Genomic DNA, 15,263 nt, shown 5'->3' with positions numbered 1-15,263 from the left:
AAGGCCATGCCCCGCGGCAGGGCATGGTTTCCGGTCCATTAACGGTCGGCTGCTAGGGTCGGAACCGCAAGAAACGCCGCAGAACCAATGTTGATTGTCTGTCCGACCTGCGCAACGTCCTACATGATCGACCCGGCCACGGTGGGCCCGTCCGGGCGCGCGGTTCGCTGCGCGCGTTGCAAGGCGACCTGGTTCGCCAGCCCGACCCGGCCAGCTGACCCGCCGAGTGTCTCCGCCTTCGTCGATAGCGTCATCGCCGAAGCCGAGGCCCAGGAAACCAAAACGCCCCCGCCGCCGACCTTCGAGGAAACCGTCAATACGCCTCCGGCTTCGCCCGCCGGGCTGCCGCGCGCTGAATCGCCTTTCGCGGAGCCGCCGCCGGCCGAACCCGCAGCCCCGGAGCCGGCTTTCGACTACAGCCCGGACGCGCCCTTCTCCGCGCGAGCCGAGGCCAGCGACACCATCGACGTCACCGATGCGCCGCCGCTCGCGCCCCGTCAGGACGAGACTTACGACGATGGCGGCAATGCGTTTTTCAGCGGCCCGGCACCGCACGACGCCGAAGACGGCGCCAGCTTCACCGCGCGCCGCGCCCGGCTGAAAGCCAAGCTCAAGAAGGACGGCCGCAAGTCGCGCTGGGTCATCATCGTTCTGGTGCTGTTTGCTTTCAACATCGCTCTGATTGCCGGCCGCAGCGAGGTCGTGCGCTATCTGCCGCAGACTGCATCGCTGTTCGCGGCGATCGGGCTGCCCGTCAACCTGCGCAATCTCGAATTCGAAGGCATCGCGATCTCGAAAGAGACGCAGGACGGCGTCTCGATCCTGATCATCGAAGGCCGCATCGTGAACTCGTCGCGCAAGGCCGTCGACGTGCCCCGGCTGCGCTTTGCCGCGCGCACCGCGACCGGGCAGGAAGTCTACACCTGGACGATGCAGCCGCCACGTACGCTGCTCGGCCCCGGCGACAGCGTGCCCTTCACCAGTCGGTTGGCCGCGCCGCCGGCCAACGCCGCCGATGTCCTGGTGCGCTTCTTCACGGCGCAAGATGCTGCCGGCGGCACGAAATAAATCCATCATTGTGAGAAGTCCGCGCCGAGACGCGCGCTATCGCCCCTGTTTTTAAAGGCCCGGGGCGGCCTGCCTCCCCTTCCGTTCCCCTCGGACACGCCGAGGGGATGGAGCGCCGCGAGGCGCCCATTGTCGTTTCGCACCTTGCGGTGCGCTGTGCCCTCATCGGAGGACACATGCGCCCCGCGGCGCTCCATCGCGGTGTCGTTACGGCGACGGGCCGCGCTTCTGGCGGCTGATCCGCCTTGTGGGCGGGTAGCGCTCACCATCAGCAAGCTCCTTGCAGGAGGTCATAGTGCCTCCGGGCGGAGCCCCGTCGCCGCCCGAGCGCCTGGGATGCGTATGTCCCAAGCCCGCGGGCACCGCACCCTGCTCCCACTGAAACGACGCCTCATGACAGCGCCCCCGGCTGGAACAGGACGAAATGAGCCTATAATATCCTAGGAATAATAATCAAGGATTATTTTCTGAAAACGTGACCGCTTGTAGCCCGGGTGAAGCGAAGCGAAACCCGGGAACGATAGTTAGGCTGGCCCCGGATTTCGCGGAGCCTGTCAACGGGCGGCGCTTCGCGCCGGCCCGTTGGCTCATCCGGGCTACGAAGCCTCGTCAGAAATCCTTGAGCAGGCGCTCGATGTAATCGAGCTCGAGCTGCGGGCGGAAGCTTTCGCCGAAGCGCTTGCGCAATTCCTCGAGAATGCGGCGCGCGCGCTGCGCTTCGATCTCGCCCGGCACCTTCACGGTGGTGTCGTCGTAGTCGCGGCCGCGCAGCGGGCGGCCAAGCGGATCAGTGTTCTGGTCGGCGCGCTGCCGGCCACGACCGGGCTGACCGTTCGGGCCCGGACCGGCCTGGCCCTGCCCTTCCTGCATCTGCTGCGCCAGACCTTGCGCGCCCTTCCGCATCGCTTCCAACGCACGGCCCTGGCTGTCGACGGCGCCATCGGCGTCGCCCTCGCCAAGATTGCCTTCGGCCTCGCCCATGGCTTCGCCGGCATCGCCGAGCTGTTGACCTGGGCCGTCCTGATCGCCCGGCTCCTGGCCCTCACCCTTCTGCCCCTGTTGCTGGCCCATCCCGCGCTGGCGCAGTTGCTCGAGCAGCTTGTTGAGACGATCCTTGAGGGCCTGCTGGTCCTGCCGCAGATCGCCCATTTGCTTGTCCTGCTGACCCTGCTGGCCGCGCTGCGGACGCCTTTGATTCTGGCCTTCCTTGAAGGTGCGGTCCCGCAACTGCTGTTGCTTGCGGATCATGTCGCTCAATTCGTCGAGCGCCGAGTTCATGTCCTGGTCGCCCTGATCCTGATCGGCACCGGGGCGGGCCATCTGCAGATTTTCCATCATCTGCTGCAATTGATCGAGCAGCGCGCGGGCGGCATCGCGATTGCCCTGCCGCGCCATCTGCTCCATGCGGTCCATCAGGCTCTTGAGATCCTGCTGGCTCAGCGTGCGCGTATTGCGGTCGAGCGGACGCGACAACTGCTGCGGATTCTTGCGCATCTCCTCGGCGAGTGCCTGCAGGAACTTGTCCATCGCGGCGCGCAGATTATCCATCAGCTTCTTGAGTTCTTCGTCGCTGGCGCCGCGTTCGAGCGCCTCGCGCAGCGCGTCCTGCGCCTGCCGCAAGGCCTGCTCGGCCTGGCTGACATTGCCGTCCTCGATTTGCAGCGCCATCTGCCAAAGCCGGGCGACGACATCGCGCAGTTGGTCATCCGATTTCGCGTTGCGCAGGTCGAAGAAGACAGAGCGCAGGCCGAGATAGATGCCGGCTTCCGGCGTGAAGCGCTCCGGCGCGATGGCCAGCGCATCGAGCGCTTCCAGCACAATCGGCTTTTCGTTGGCGTCGAGCGCAAGGATGCGGCGCTGTTCGACGAGCGCGCGCGCCAGAGGCTTGACGAAGATGCGTTGCGGCAGCGTGAGTTCGTGCGGCTCGCTCTCGCCGACATTGCCGGCTTCGTCGCGCGCGGTGAGGGTCACCGTCACAACGCTGCCGGCCCATGGGTTCTCGGTAAGGTCCTGCGTGGTCTGCGCGACGCCGGCGCGGGTGCGCGCCTGCGGCAGAGTCAGCGCGAATTGCGGCGCATCGAACAGCGGGCGGCGCTTGGTTTCCGATTTGGCTTCGGCCTTGTCGCCGGCCGCGGCCTTGTCGTCCTTGAGTGCAAAGATCGCCTTGCCTTCGACGATGCCGTAATCGTCTTCCATTTTGTAATCGAGCCGCAGCGCGCCGCGCGCCTGCCGCTCCGGATCCTTGATCAACTGCACATTCGGCGCGCGATCCGGAATGGCGGCAAAGCTCCACACCGGATTGGCCGAGGCGGCACCGCGCAAGGTCACCTTGCCGTCCGTCTTGATGGCGAAGCGGCGCTCTTCGGTACCGGCGGGCAGCGCGGTGTTCGGTTCGAGCGGCACGTCCTCGATGCCGCCGGCGCGTTCGATTTCGAACGACACGCTGCCGGTGGAGCGCACCACCAGAAGACTGCCGGTGGGCACCGAGATCGGCGCGCCGGCGAGATCGACCGGCGGGTTGGCGTCGCCCGGCCGCACGCCCGGCAGCATCACCGGCGGGCGACCGGTGTAATTCGGCGGCGTGACCCAGGCATCGATACGGAAATTCGCCGGCGCGACGATGCCCTTCCAGTCGAAGGCCGCGCCGACGCGCCTCCAGCGCTCGCTGCCGGCGGAGACGAAGGTCGCGGCGACCAGCAGCATCACGAGCGCGCGCAGCGCCATCGGGTCGTGCAGCGACAGCTTCGGCCGCGGCCAGCCGGCCTTCAGCGACTTGGCCGACATCAGCGCGCGTTCGATATGCGCCTGCCACAGCGCCTGCGCGACGGGATCGTTGCGGTTGGCGGAAATCTGGTCGGCGATGGAGGTTGCCGGACGATGCGCCGCGCCGCTGCCCGCGTCGAGCCTGCGCAGACCGTCGCGATCGCTCGGTACGCGCAGGCGCAGCATCGGAAGCGCGGCGACGATGAACACCAAAGCGAAGATGACAAGGCCGATAATGCGGCCGAGCGGCGGCAGCGCCAGCCACAGGCCGGCCCAGGAAAGGGCCAGGAACAGACCGAGCGCCGTCGCCAGCGCCGCCAGCGCCGGCCACAGCCGCTCCCACAACAGGCTACCGCGAGCCCGCTGCACCGCGCGTGCCAGCATCAGCCGCGCCGGATGCGGCCTGTGCAGCGCGTCGCTACCCTTCGCAAGGTCTTGTTCGTCCAAAGGCACTCCGCGTCGCTACCGGGGCCAGAGAATCTCAGCGGCCTGATGAGGCTAACACGTTCGCAAAGCTTACCAGCAAGCAAGTCGCGAGCCAGGTAACAAGAATGTCAGGCGCTTAAACGGCTTGAAAACGCGCTTAAAGCCAGCCCGGTACGCGATCGAGCGCGATTATTTGGTCAACTTCAAGGCGGGGGCGAACCACGGCCCAATCGGCGCCCTTGACCAGTACTTCCGGCACCAAAGCCCGGGTATTGTAGGTTCCCGCCTGCACGGCGCCGTAAGCGCCGGCGGTCATGACGGCCAGCAGGTCGCCGCTGCCGGGTTCCGCCATTTCGCGGTCCAGCCCCAGGAAATCGCCGCTTTCGCAGACCGGACCGACGATATCGGCGCGGATGCGCTTTGCCGAGGCCGCCGGCGAGGTGACCGGGCGGATGGCGTGATAGGCCTCATACAAAGTCGGGCGGATCATGTCGTTCATCGCCGCATCGACGATGACGAAATGCTTGTCCTCGCCGTGCTTCACGAACAGGACGCGCGTGACCAGGATGCCGGCATTGCCGACCAGCAGTCGGCCCGGCTCGAAAATCAGCCGGCAGCCGAGGTCCTTGACCGCGCGCTTGACCACGTCGGCATAGGCGTCCGGCAGCGGCGGCGGTTCGTTGTCGTCGCGATAGGGAATGCCCAAGCCGCCGCCGAAATCGACATGCGAGATGGTGTGGCCGTCGGCGCGCAGTTCGCGCACGAACTCGGCCATCAGCGCGAAGGCGTTGCCAAACGGATCGAGGTCGGTGATCTGGCTGCCGATATGCATGTCGACGCCGGATACCTTGATGCCCTTGAGTTTCGCCGCATGCGTATAGACCTCGCGCGCGCGGCTGATCGGAATGCCGAACTTGTTCTCGGACTTGCCGGTCGCGATCTTGTGGTGGGTCTTGGCGTCGACATCGGGATTGACGCGCACCGAGACATGCGCGGTGCGGCCCTTCGACGCCGCGACCTGCGACAACAGATCGAGTTCGGGCTCGGACTCGACATTGATGCAGAAGATGCCTTCGTCGAGCGCCAGCGCCAATTCCTGCGCGGTTTTGCCGACGCCGGAGAACATGATCTTCTCCGGCGGAATGCCGGCGGCGCGGGCGCGCTTCAATTCACCGCCCGACACGACATCGGCGCCGGCGCCTAACTTGGCCAGAGTCCTGATGACGGCCTGGTTGGAGTTGGCCTTCATCGCGTAGCAGATCTGCGCATCAACATCGGCAAAGGCGGCGGCGAACACCTGGTAGTGACGCTCCAGGGTCGCGGTCGAATAGCAATAGAACGGCGTGCCGACCTCGGCGGCCAGCGTCACAAGATTGACGTCCTCGGCGTGGAGGACGCCATCGCGATAATCGAAATGATGCATCGGGCCGACCGATAAGAGCGCGCGGGAATTAGTTCAAAAGGCCGTCGAGGAAAATGCGTTTTTTCTCCCCTTTCGGCGTCTCCAGCATGTTGCCCCCGCCCTGGTTCGGACTGCCCATCGGCGACATGGTCATGGGATTGAGCGAGGACTGCTTCGGCTGCTCGGCCGGCGCGTCCGCGGCCGAGGCACTCGGCGGCGGGTCGAGCGGGCCCTTGCGGCCGCAGGCGGCAAGCCCCAGCGACGCGGTGAGCGCGCCGACGAGGGCAAGGCGGAGAAAGGCACGCTCGGTGAAAAGGCTCAAAGGCAGGACTCCTCGAAACGGCGCGACCATAGCAAATCGCCGGATAATGGCCAATCTTGGCCGCTTCACGCTCAGGCCCGCTCTTTGGCGAGCTTCTTCAGCCACTTCTTGGCCTGCGCCTTGACGTTTTTCGGCGCAGTGCCGCCATAGCTGACGCGGCTCTTCACCGAGCGATCGACGGACAGCACGCTGAACACGTCGTCGGTGATCTTCGGCTCGACCGCCTTCATGTCCTCGAGCGACAGCCGGTGCAGCGGCACACCCTTGGCCGAGGCGGCGGCGACGATGCGGCCGGTGATGTGATGGGCCTCGCGGAACGGAATGTTGAAGGTCCGCACCAGCCAGTCGGCCAGATCCGTGGCGGTGGCGTAGCCCTCGCCCGCCGCCTTCTTCATCTTCGCGGTGTCGGGCACGAGGTCATTGACCATGCCGGTCATGGCCGCGATGGCAAGCGAGAGCGCGGAGAGCGCGTCCATCACGCCTTCCTTGTCCTCCTGCATGTCCTTGGCATAAGCGAGCGGCAGGCCCTTCATGACAATCAGAAGACCATTGAGCGCGCCGATGATGCGGCCGGTCTTGGCGCGCACCAGCTCGGCGGCATCCGGGTTGCGCTTCTGCGGCATGATCGACGAGCCGGTGGTGAACTTGTCCGACAGCTTGACGAGGCCGGTGAGCGGCGAAGTCCAGATGATGATCTCTTCGGCAAAGCGCGACAGATGCATGGCCGTGATCGAGGCCGCGGCGAGCGTCTCCAGCGCGAAGTCGCGGTCGGACACGGCGTCGAGCGAATTGGCGGTCGGCCGGTCGAAGCCGAGCGAGGCCGCCGTCATGTCGCGGTCGAGATCGAACGAGGTACCGGCGAGCGCGCCGGAGCCGAGCGGCGATTCATTGAGACGCTTGCGCGCATCGGCAAAGCGGCCGCGGTCGCGTCCCGCCATCTCGACATACGCGAGCATGTGGTGGCCGAAGGTCACCGGCTGCGCGGTCTGCAGATGGGTGAAGCCCGGCATCACGGTCGCGGCGTGTTCGAGCGCCTTCTCGGCGAGCGCGATCTGATAGAGGCTCAGCGCCGCATCGAGCGTGTCGATGGTGTCGCGCACCCACAATTTAAAATCGGTCGCGACCTGATCGTTGCGCGAGCGCGCGGTGTGCAGGCGGCCCGCCGGCGCGCCGATCATGTCGGTGAGACGGCTCTCGACGTTCATGTGGATGTCTTCGAGCGCGCGATTGAAGGCGAACTTGCCGCTCTCGATTTCTGACAGGATCGTGTCTAGACCGTGAGCGATCTTTTTCGCATCGTCCGCCGCAATGATGCCTTGCTTGGCCAGCATGTCGGCATGGGCCTTGGAGGCGGCAATGTCCTGGCGGTAGAGATGCCGGTCGAAGTCGATGGAGGCGTTGATTTCCTCCATGATGGCGTCGGGACCGGAGGCGAACCGCCCGCCCCACATTTTGTTGCTCATCGTGTCGCTCTAAACTCTGCCGCTCTGAATACTGGCCTGTGACGTCATAACCCACCCCGCGAATGCAAAGCCGATCATGACCGAAGCCGCCCGCACCCACGCCAAGAAACGCGTCGCCATGGTCCTGGCGGGAGGCATTGCCGGCGTGGCCGTCGGGCTGGGCGGGATATACGGGATCAGCACCCTGATAGGCAACAAAGGTACGGCCGGCGCCGATGCCGCCTGCCGCCCCGCCGTCGATCTGGCCCGGCAGATCACGCCTTTGGCGCGGGGCGAGGTCGCTGCGGTCAACATGGCCAAGGCGCCGCTCAAGGTGCCGGCGCTGGCCTTCAACGATGGCTCGGGCACGCGCAAGACGCTCGAGGACTTCCGCGGCAAGACCGTGCTCCTGAACCTGTGGGCGACCTGGTGCGTGCCGTGCCGCGAGGAGATGCCGACACTCGAGGCGCTCGAGCAGAAGAAGGGCGGCGCCGATTTCCAGGTGGTGGCGATCAATATCGACACCCGCGACCCTGAGAAGCCGAAAGCCTGGTTCAAGGAGGTCGGCATTCACGGGCTGGCCTATTACGCCGATCCGGAAGCCAAGGCGTTTCAGGAGTTGAAGGCGGTCGGCCGCGCCTTCGGCATGCCGACAACGATGCTGATCGACAGCAATGGCTGCGAACTGGGCACGCTCGCCGGCCCGGCCGCCTGGGCAAGCGACGACGCCATCAAGCTGATCGAGGCGGCGGTGGCGGGGTCGAAACGCGGCGGCTGATCGCAGCCCCGGCGCGACTTCTCAGCTCGAATATCTCTTCATCAGGGCGGCCTTCAGTTCAGCCTGAACGCGGGCATAGGCCCTCTGACCGGCAATCGTATTTTCGCCATTGACCTGATTGGTCGCGGCGCTCGCCAGCGCATTACCGACCGAACTGGCGGCGGATTGCGACTGGCTCGCGAACTTGGCGATGCGCGACCGCTGCGTCTTGAAGTTCTGGTACGCCGAATTCTGTGCGTTCCAGCCGAATTGAATGCCGATCTTGACCGCCATGGCGTCCCCCTCGGTGAGCGGCGATCCTGAGCCCATTTCGTTAACCAATATTGATCGCCCGGCGCCTCGCCGCCGCGCCCACTTGACGCAGCCGGCCGCGCCCCTATACTTAACCATATGGTTTACTATTCACCCGTCACGCTCGACCGCACCTTCGCCGCGCTCGCCGACCCCACCCGGCGTGCGCTGCTGGCGCGGCTAAGCGAGAGCGAGGCGGTCAGCGTCAGTGACCTCGCCAAACCGTTCGCCATGTCGCTGCCGGCGATCATGAAGCACCTCGACGTGCTGAAAGACGCCGGCCTCGTCACCCGCGAGAAGAGCGGCCGCGTCGTGTCCTGCCGGCTCAATGCCGAGCCGATGCACGAGGCCAATGAGTGGCTCAACCGCTACCAGCGCTTCTGGAGCGACGGCCTCGACCGACTTGAAGCCTTTCTGGAGGAAGACTCATGGACACCGCCGTCAAGCCAGGCATCTCGCCAAGCCTCACCCTCAAGCGCCGATTCAGCGCCCCGCCCGAAAAGGTCTTCGCGGCCTGGACCGACCCGCAAAAAATGATGCGCTGGATGGGACCGCAGGGCGCCATCCGTTGTGAAGCACGGAACGATCTGCGCGTCGGCGGGCGTTACGACATCACGATGATCATGGCCGACGACGAGCACAATGTCGGCGGCGTCTATCGTGAGATCGTGCCCAACGAAAAGCTGGTGTTCACCTGGGCGTGGCGATCGACGCCGGAACGCGAGTCGCTGGTGACCGTCACGGTGAAGCCCGACGGTGCCGGTTCGCTGATGACGCTACTGCACGAACAGTTCTTCGACGAGGCAGCGCGCGATCGCCACAACGAAGGCTGGACCGGCACCATGCTTCGGCTCGAGACCTTCCTCCACACCGACGGCATGGAGAAACCGCACGGCAAGTTCGTCTGGAACGAACTCAATACCCGCGACGTCGAAGGCGCCAAGCGCTTTCTCGGCGCCACGCTCGGCTGGACCTTCGAAGCCAGTCCGATGCCGAACTTTACCTACTGGGTCATCAAGAAGGGCGACGAGCGCATCGGCGGCATTTTCGACCTGAGCAGCGATACGCGCTGCCGGGGCGTGCCAGAACACTGGCTCACTTACATCGCCGTTGACGATGTCGATGCACGCCTCAAGGTCGCGCTCGCCGCCGGCGCCAGAGAAGGCCGGCCGCCGCAGGACATCCCTGGCGTCGGCCGCATGGCCGTACTGCAGCAGCCGGGCGGCGCGATGGTCGCTTGGCTCACACCGAAACCGATGTGAACGAGGAGACAGCAACAATGAAGCTTTACGGATTCCCGCCTTCGCCGCGAACCTGGGTCGCGCGCGCCGTCGCGGCCCAGCTCGGCATTCCACTCGAGTTCGTGCTTGTTGATCTGACCAAGGGCCAGCAGCATGCGCCGGACTATCGCGCGATCAATCCGACCGGCCGCACGCCGACGCTGATCGACGGCGACTTCACGCTGTGGGAGACGACGGCAATCATTCAGTATCTCGCCGGCCAGAAGCCGAACACGTTATGGCCCGACGATGCGCGCACCCGAGCCGACATCGTGCGATGGCAAAGCTGGATGCTGGCGCACTGGGAGAAAGAATCCTGCGTTCCCGTGGTGTTCGAGCGTCTGGTCAAACAAGTGCTCGGCGCCGGGCCGCCGGACGAGACGGTGATATCCCGCGCGCTCGAAAACTTCGCGCGCGACGCCAAGTTGCTGGACAAGCATTTCGCCGCGCAGCCTTACCTCGTCGGCAACGCCATCACACTCGCCGACTTCTCGATTGCCGGGCCGCTGGTCTATTTCGAGCGCGCCGGCATTCCCCTCGCCGATTATCCGAAACTGCACGATTGGTTCGGCCGCGTTACGTCGCTGCCGTGCTGGAAGGAAACGGCGCCGCAACGACCGGCCGCGGCGGCGTGAGGGCACGTGTCCCGGACGCGGCACAGCACGAAGCGCAGCGCAGTGGTGCGCCGCGTCCGGGATCAACCGCTGAAGTTGTCCGATAAGACGAGCGATTTTTACCAATTTACGTTCACAGGCTTCATCTGCACATAGCGCCAGCCTGACCTAGCGTGCCCGCATTGCCGTAATTCATCAGTGATGACTTTTGCGTACTATTTTCAATAGCCGCTTGAATTCATCGTCACTTTCGTCGGATTTCCATTTGTTAATAAATGCACAAACTAGCTGCAAGTTTCCATACTCATAGTGACCGTCACTATCTTTCCGGTCCAACGAGCAACGCAACCGCGTGTCAGTCTCAAAGCCATCGAACTGCAGCGGAATCCCAGACAAAGCGCACAAACCTCCCTGCTCGTCGGCCAGCGTCTCGATGAGTTGAGAGAGCTCCTCGTCCGTCATGCGCAACTCTTTGTTCTTTTGTACGCGCTCAACCAACTGACCGTTGGCACGCGCGACGGTATTTCGCACCGTACTCACCATCCGCGAAATCGCACGACGCTTTGCTTGAAGCAACCCTGCGGCTGCGCCCTGAAATCCCGCAGCGCGACGCCATTCGAGCTTCTGATGCCAAGAGCTTAAGTCATCCCCGCGGAGAAGAGCTAAGGCATAGTCACGCTTCTCCCCCGAGAGGGAACTTTGTGTGCTCTGGGTAGTCAGGAAATTCTTTGCTTTTGGATGAAGCGCGCTCCACGCTAACGCATCACCCCTAAGATCCACCTTCAACCAAGGCTCGCAAGGCTTCTCCAAATAACTCTGCGGGACGCCATTAATGCCACTCGCTCCAGTCGGAGTAACAGTAAAACTGTCAGCCTTTGTGACCGTCCACCAAAGCGTGTCGCCATCTCTATGAAGCCAATAATCGCCATTCGTGGCGGCCACATTCGAATGCAGCCCGTACCACCTCGATGCTGTTGACTTGTTTAGCTGGTTTCCGCGCTGAGTCTTCTTATTCGCAAGCGCAAACGCGACAAATCCGTCACGATCGCCTGCCGTCCAATAAGAACGGAGGTCGTCGTCTGAGATTGTCAAAACAACATTATTCGCGAGGCACCGCTGCCACGCAAAATTCTCTGCACCAAAGAGGGAGACGATGACCTTATTCATGTCACCGCTCCCTACATTGCGCTCAGCGCGTCGGAACGGGCTTGTCGCCGCGATAGTCGTAGAAGCCGCGCTGGGTCTTGCGGCCGAGCCAGCCGGCTTCGACGTATTTCACCAGCAGCGGGCACGGGCGATACTTCGAATCCGCGAGGCCTTCGTGCAGCACCTGCATGACCGACAGGCAGGTGTCGAGGCCGATGAAGTCGGCCAGTTCGAGCGGCCCCATCGGATGATGCGCGCCGAGACGCATGGCGGTGTCGATCGCCTCGACGTTGCCGACGCCTTCGTACAGCGTGTAGATCGCCTCGTTGATCATCGGCAGCAGGATGCGGTTGACGATGAAGGCCGGGAAGTCTTCCGACACTGCAATCGTCTTGTGCAGCTTGGAGACGAAGGTCTTGCTGGTCTCGAAGGTGGCGTCGTCGGTGGCGATGCCACGGATCAGCTCGACGAGCTCCATCAGCGGCACCGGATTCATAAAGTGAATGCCGATGAATCGCTCGGGCCGATCGGTCGAGGACGCGAGACGCGTGATCGAGATCGACGAAGTGTTGGAGGCGACGATGGCCTCTGGCTTCAGCACCGGACACAGATCGGCGAAAATCTTGCGCTTGGCCTCTTCCTTCTCGATCGCCGACTCGATGACCAGGTCGCAGGCGCCGAGGTCTTCGAATTTCTCGGCGGCGCCGATGCGTCCGAGCGCCGCCTTGCGCTCGTCTTCCGTGATGGTCTTCTTCGAGACCTGACGGGCCATGTTGCCGTTGATCGTGGCCATGCCGGCCTTGATGCGATCGGCCGAAATGTCGTTGAGCTTCACGTCGAAGCCGGCGAGCGCGCAGACATGGGCGATGCCGTTGCCCATCTGCCCCGCGCCGATTACCCCGACAGTCTTAATAGTGGCGCTCATTTCTGATCCGATTTGTTCTTGTCCCTTGCGGGGCAGCCCCATCCGCCCCGTATTTACGCCGAACCGCGGCGCTGCGCCACCGGAACAAGTCGCCACAGCCTGAAGGGACCATGGCCATCATGAACCGGTGTTGAACACGCAATCCGAAAACATCAGCGCCGGCCGATCAACGTCCGGCTTTACCCAGTTCCTCCGCCAATTCCGGCAGTGCGGTATAGAGGTCCGCGACCAGGCCGTAATCAGCAACCTGAAAGATCGGCGCTTCTTCATCCTTGTTGATGGCGACGATGACCTTGGAGTCCTTCATACCGGCGAGATGCTGGATCGCGCCCGAGATACCAACGGCAATGTAGAGTTCCGGCGCCACGACCTTGCCGGTCTGACCGACCTGCCAATCGTTCGGCGCATAGCCGGCGTCGACGGCGGCGCGCGAGGCGCCCATCGCCGCGCCGAGTTTGTCGGCCACCGGCTCGATGTACTTGGTGAAGTTTTCGCGGTTCTGCATCGCGCGGCCACCGGAGATGATGATCTTGGCCGAGGTCAGTTCGGGACGATCGGACTTCGACAGTTCCTCGCCGACGAAAGACGATACCGCCGGATCGGCGGCCGCGGCCGCGTTCTCGACCGAAGCCGAGCCGCCCTCACCCGCCGCCTGGAAGGTCGAGGTCCGCACCGTGATGACCTTCTTGGCGTCCAGCGACCTCACCGTCTGGATGGCGTTGCCGGCATAGATCGGACGCTCGAATGTGTCGGGCGCGACCACCTTGGTAATTTCCGAGATCTGCATGACGTCGAGCAATGCCGCAACGCGCGGCATCACGTTCTTGCCCGACGTGGTCGCCGGCGCCACCAGCGCATCGTAGGAACCGGCAAGCGAGACGATCAGCGCGGCCAGCGGCTCGGCGAGCTGATGCTCGTAAGCCGGGGCATCGGCGAGCAGCACTTTGGCGACGCCGTCAAGCTTGGCGGCGGCATCGGCCGCGGCCTTGGCGTCTTTGCCGGCAACGAGGACATGGACGTCGCCGCCGAGTTGCTTGGCCGCGGTCAACGCCTTGTGGGTGGCGTCCTTGAGCGACTTGTTGTCGTGCTCGGCGAGAAGAAGCGTCGTCATGATCAGATTACTCCCGCTTCGTTCTTGAGCTTGGAGACGAGTTCGGCGACCGAGCCGACCTTGACGCCGGCCTTGCGGCCCGACGGCTCAGTGGTCTTGATGATTTCGAGGCGCGGCTTCGTATCGACGCCGTAATCGGCGGCGGTCTTTTCATCGATCGGCTTCTTCTTCGCCTTCATGATGTTCGGCAGCGACGCGTAGCGCGGCTCGTTGAGGCGCAGATCGGTAGTCACAATGGCCGGACCCTTGAGCTTCACGGTCTGCAGGCCGCCGTCGACTTCACGCGTCACGCTCACGCTGTCGCCGTCGATAGCGAGCTTGGAGGCGAAAGTGCCCTGCGCCCAGCCGAGCAAGGCGGCGAGCATCTGGCCGGTCTGGTTGCTATCGTCGTCGATCGCCTGCTTGCCCATGATGACAAGGCCCGGCTGTTCGGCCGCGACAATGCCCTTGAGGATCTTGGCGACGCTGAGCGGCTCGACGACACCGTCAGCTTTCACGAGGATGCCGCGATCGGCGCCCATGGCCAGCGCGGTGCGGATGGTTTCGGAGGCTTGCTGCGGCCCGATCGACACGACGACGATTTCGGTGGCCTTGCCGGCTTCCTTGAGCCGGATCGCTTCCTCGACGGCAATTTCGTCGAAGGGATTCATCGACATCTTGATGTTGGCGAGCTCGACACCCGAGCCGTCCGCCTTGACGCGAATTTTGACGTTGTAGTCGACAACCCGTTTTACGGGCACCAGAATTTTCATAATGTCTTTCCCGGTCGGGGCCATCTCATGAAATGCGGGCGCTAGCTAATGGCCGCAGTATTGGCCTGTCAACGCCTGTGCTGCGGCGCAATGGCAGGTCAGCGGTTCTTCCCCGGCGCCCACAGCACATCGCTGGCGCCCTTGTCGTTGGCATAGCGGCCGGCGACGAACAGATAATCCGACAGCCGGTTGACGTATTTCAGCGACGGTTCCGAGACCCCGTCCCGGTCGGTGTCGCGAAGCCTGACCATGATGCGTTCGGCGCGCCGACACACGGTGCGCGCGAGGTGCAGGTAAGCCGAAGCCGCGCTGCCGCCGGGCAGGATGAAGGATTTGAGCGGCGCCAGATCCGCGTTGAGCCGGTCGATTTCGCGCTCGAGCCATTCCACCTGCGCATCGGTGACGGTCAGCCGCGCGCCGCCCGGCCCTTTCTCGGCGAGGCACAGATCGGCTTCAACATCGAACAAGTCGTTCTGAATGTGTCCCAGCGCGGCATCCAGAGCCTGATCGGCGGCGGTGTGCAGCCGGACCAGCCCGATGACGGAATTGACCTCGTCCAGGGTGCCGTAAGCCTCCACTCGCAAATCGTATTTTTTGCGCCGGTCGCCGGAGCCGAGTGCGGTGGTGCCGTCGTCGCCGGTGCGGGTGTAGATGCGGTTCAGGACGACCATTCAAACCCTCTCAAGCGCAATAGGGGCGGCCGGTTCACATCGCGACGATAGAACCAGCGCAGCGCGTCTTAGCCGCGCATCACCCAGATCGTGGCCATGATGACAACGATGGCAACGAATTGCAGGAGGACGCGCAGCCGCATCAGCTTCTGGGAGCGGTTCGGGGAACCGCCCCGCATCATATTGATGAGGCCGAGCACCAGCACGACGCCGACGGCGAGGATCGCGGCGGGAACGGCGAAATGGGAGAGAAAATCGGACATGGCCGGCCT

At 64.1% G+C, this 15,263-nt stretch carries 16 protein-coding genes; 5 read left to right on the top strand and 11 right to left on the bottom strand.

Going from position 1 to position 15,263, the window contains the following annotated elements; all coding sequences use genetic code 11:
- Positions 1 to 87 precede the first annotated feature (87 nt).
- Positions 88 to 1,068 carry an MJ0042-type zinc finger domain-containing protein gene (locus E8Q40_RS22175; protein ID WP_246663002.1) on the top strand — a complete coding sequence of 327 codons (981 nt, stop codon included), beginning with the start codon at positions 88 to 90 and terminating at the stop codon, positions 1,066 to 1,068.
- 609 nt (positions 1,069 to 1,677) lie between these two features.
- On the opposite strand, the gene E8Q40_RS04825 is transcribed toward E8Q40_RS22175, so the two are convergent.
- The 4 genes from E8Q40_RS04825 to argH form a co-directional block, all read right to left on the bottom strand.
- Positions 1,678 to 4,215 (bottom strand): TIGR02302 family protein, encoded by a 2,538-nt coding sequence (locus E8Q40_RS04825; RefSeq protein ID WP_137046591.1) that lies wholly within the window; start codon positions 4,213 to 4,215, stop codon positions 1,678 to 1,680.
- Positions 4,216 to 4,414: 199 nt separating this feature from the next.
- Positions 4,415 to 5,680: a diaminopimelate decarboxylase gene (lysA, locus tag E8Q40_RS04820; protein WP_137043315.1), complete on the bottom strand. Its 1,266-nt coding sequence runs from the start codon at positions 5,678 to 5,680 to the stop codon at positions 4,415 to 4,417.
- 28 nt (positions 5,681 to 5,708) lie between these two features.
- Positions 5,709 to 6,011: a lipoprotein gene (locus tag E8Q40_RS04815; protein ID WP_137043314.1), complete on the bottom strand. Its 303-nt coding sequence runs from the start codon at positions 6,009 to 6,011 to the stop codon at positions 5,709 to 5,711.
- Positions 6,012 to 6,052: 41 nt separating this feature from the next.
- Complete coding sequence (argH, locus tag E8Q40_RS04810; RefSeq protein WP_137043313.1) at positions 6,053 to 7,444, bottom strand: argininosuccinate lyase; 1,392 nt, start codon at positions 7,442 to 7,444, stop codon at positions 6,053 to 6,055.
- Between the two features lie 76 nt (positions 7,445 to 7,520).
- Here argH and E8Q40_RS04805 point away from each other — a divergent pair, with 76 nt between their 5' ends.
- Positions 7,521 to 8,201 (top strand): TlpA disulfide reductase family protein, encoded by a 681-nt coding sequence (locus E8Q40_RS04805; protein ID WP_137043312.1) that lies wholly within the window; start codon positions 7,521 to 7,523, stop codon positions 8,199 to 8,201.
- A 21-nt stretch (positions 8,202 to 8,222) separates the two neighbouring features.
- Here E8Q40_RS04805 and E8Q40_RS04800 read toward each other — a convergent pair whose 3' ends face one another.
- The gene (locus E8Q40_RS04800; protein WP_137043311.1) at positions 8,223 to 8,474 is read right to left on the bottom strand and encodes a hypothetical protein; all 252 of its coding nucleotides are present in this window, start codon (positions 8,472 to 8,474) and stop codon (positions 8,223 to 8,225) included.
- Positions 8,475 to 8,591: 117 nt separating this feature from the next.
- Here E8Q40_RS04800 and E8Q40_RS04795 point away from each other — a divergent pair, with 117 nt between their 5' ends.
- From E8Q40_RS04795 to E8Q40_RS04780, 3 genes are read left to right on the top strand one after another with little or no spacing between them, the layout of a single operon-like run.
- On the top strand, positions 8,592 to 9,029 hold the full coding sequence (locus tag E8Q40_RS04795; protein ID WP_137043310.1) for a helix-turn-helix transcriptional regulator: 438 nt from the start codon (positions 8,592 to 8,594) through the stop codon (positions 9,027 to 9,029).
- A complete protein-coding gene (locus E8Q40_RS22400; RefSeq protein WP_370455230.1) occupies positions 8,921 to 9,754 on the top strand; it encodes an SRPBCC domain-containing protein in 834 nt (277 codons plus the stop codon). Before E8Q40_RS04795 ends, E8Q40_RS22400 begins: the two co-directional genes overlap by 109 nt.
- Positions 9,755 to 9,771: 17 nt before the next feature.
- Positions 9,772 to 10,407 (top strand): glutathione S-transferase family protein, encoded by a 636-nt coding sequence (locus E8Q40_RS04780; RefSeq protein ID WP_137043309.1) that lies wholly within the window; start codon positions 9,772 to 9,774, stop codon positions 10,405 to 10,407.
- 174 nt (positions 10,408 to 10,581) lie between these two features.
- Here the strand turns inward: E8Q40_RS04780 and E8Q40_RS22100 are convergent, their stop codons facing one another.
- From E8Q40_RS22100 to E8Q40_RS04750, 6 genes are all read right to left on the bottom strand, one after another.
- Positions 10,582 to 11,553: a hypothetical protein gene (locus E8Q40_RS22100; protein ID WP_205995691.1), complete on the bottom strand. Its 972-nt coding sequence runs from the start codon at positions 11,551 to 11,553 to the stop codon at positions 10,582 to 10,584.
- Positions 11,554 to 11,575: 22 nt separating this feature from the next.
- On the bottom strand, positions 11,576 to 12,457 hold the full coding sequence (locus E8Q40_RS04770) for a 3-hydroxybutyryl-CoA dehydrogenase (protein WP_137043308.1): 882 nt from the start codon (positions 12,455 to 12,457) through the stop codon (positions 11,576 to 11,578).
- A gap of 166 nt (positions 12,458 to 12,623) precedes the next feature.
- Positions 12,624 to 13,568 carry an electron transfer flavoprotein subunit alpha/FixB family protein gene (locus tag E8Q40_RS04765; protein WP_137043307.1) on the bottom strand — a complete coding sequence of 315 codons (945 nt, stop codon included), beginning with the start codon at positions 13,566 to 13,568 and terminating at the stop codon, positions 12,624 to 12,626.
- Positions 13,569 to 13,570: 2 nt separating this feature from the next.
- The gene (locus E8Q40_RS04760; RefSeq protein ID WP_137043306.1) at positions 13,571 to 14,320 is read right to left on the bottom strand and encodes an electron transfer flavoprotein subunit beta/FixA family protein; all 750 of its coding nucleotides are present in this window, start codon (positions 14,318 to 14,320) and stop codon (positions 13,571 to 13,573) included.
- Between the two features lie 98 nt (positions 14,321 to 14,418).
- The gene (locus E8Q40_RS04755) at positions 14,419 to 14,991 is read right to left on the bottom strand and encodes a cob(I)yrinic acid a,c-diamide adenosyltransferase (protein ID WP_137043305.1); all 573 of its coding nucleotides are present in this window, start codon (positions 14,989 to 14,991) and stop codon (positions 14,419 to 14,421) included.
- 68 nt (positions 14,992 to 15,059) lie between these two features.
- Positions 15,060 to 15,254, bottom strand: coding sequence for a twin transmembrane helix small protein (locus tag E8Q40_RS04750; RefSeq protein WP_137043304.1), 195 nt, complete (start codon positions 15,252 to 15,254; stop codon positions 15,060 to 15,062).
- Between the last annotated feature and the right edge of the window lie 9 nt (positions 15,255 to 15,263).

The sequence above is a fragment of the Pseudolabrys sp. FHR47 genome (assembly GCF_005153485.1).
Lineage (GTDB): Bacteria > Pseudomonadota > Alphaproteobacteria > Rhizobiales > Xanthobacteraceae > Pseudolabrys.
The sequence above is the reverse complement of the archived record's forward strand: the minus strand, read 5'-3'. Positions and strand labels throughout refer to the sequence as shown.

Coding starts and splice junctions, on each gene's coding strand:
- E8Q40_RS22175 (WP_246663002.1), top strand. CDS start 88: ATGTTGATTGTCTGTCCGACCTGCGCAACGTCCTACATGATCGACCCG.
- E8Q40_RS04825 (WP_137046591.1), bottom strand. CDS start 4,215: ATGCTGGCACGCGCGGTGCAGCGGGCTCGCGGTAGCCTGTTGTGGGAG.
- lysA (WP_137043315.1), bottom strand. CDS start 5,680: ATGCATCATTTCGATTATCGCGATGGCGTCCTCCACGCCGAGGACGTC.
- E8Q40_RS04815 (WP_137043314.1), bottom strand. CDS start 6,011: ATGGTCGCGCCGTTTCGAGGAGTCCTGCCTTTGAGCCTTTTCACCGAG.
- argH (WP_137043313.1), bottom strand. CDS start 7,444: ATGAGCAACAAAATGTGGGGCGGGCGGTTCGCCTCCGGTCCCGACGCC.
- E8Q40_RS04805 (WP_137043312.1), top strand. CDS start 7,521: ATGACCGAAGCCGCCCGCACCCACGCCAAGAAACGCGTCGCCATGGTC.
- E8Q40_RS04800 (WP_137043311.1), bottom strand. CDS start 8,474: ATGGCGGTCAAGATCGGCATTCAATTCGGCTGGAACGCACAGAATTCG.
- E8Q40_RS04795 (WP_137043310.1), top strand. CDS start 8,592: ATGGTTTACTATTCACCCGTCACGCTCGACCGCACCTTCGCCGCGCTC.
- E8Q40_RS22400 (WP_370455230.1), top strand. CDS start 8,921: ATGGACACCGCCGTCAAGCCAGGCATCTCGCCAAGCCTCACCCTCAAG.
- E8Q40_RS04780 (WP_137043309.1), top strand. CDS start 9,772: ATGAAGCTTTACGGATTCCCGCCTTCGCCGCGAACCTGGGTCGCGCGC.
- E8Q40_RS22100 (WP_205995691.1), bottom strand. CDS start 11,553: ATGAATAAGGTCATCGTCTCCCTCTTTGGTGCAGAGAATTTTGCGTGG.
- E8Q40_RS04770 (WP_137043308.1), bottom strand. CDS start 12,457: ATGAGCGCCACTATTAAGACTGTCGGGGTAATCGGCGCGGGGCAGATG.
- E8Q40_RS04765 (WP_137043307.1), bottom strand. CDS start 13,568: ATGACGACGCTTCTTCTCGCCGAGCACGACAACAAGTCGCTCAAGGAC.
- E8Q40_RS04760 (WP_137043306.1), bottom strand. CDS start 14,320: ATGAAAATTCTGGTGCCCGTAAAACGGGTTGTCGACTACAACGTCAAA.
- E8Q40_RS04755 (WP_137043305.1), bottom strand. CDS start 14,991: ATGGTCGTCCTGAACCGCATCTACACCCGCACCGGCGACGACGGCACC.
- E8Q40_RS04750 (WP_137043304.1), bottom strand. CDS start 15,254: ATGTCCGATTTTCTCTCCCATTTCGCCGTTCCCGCCGCGATCCTCGCC.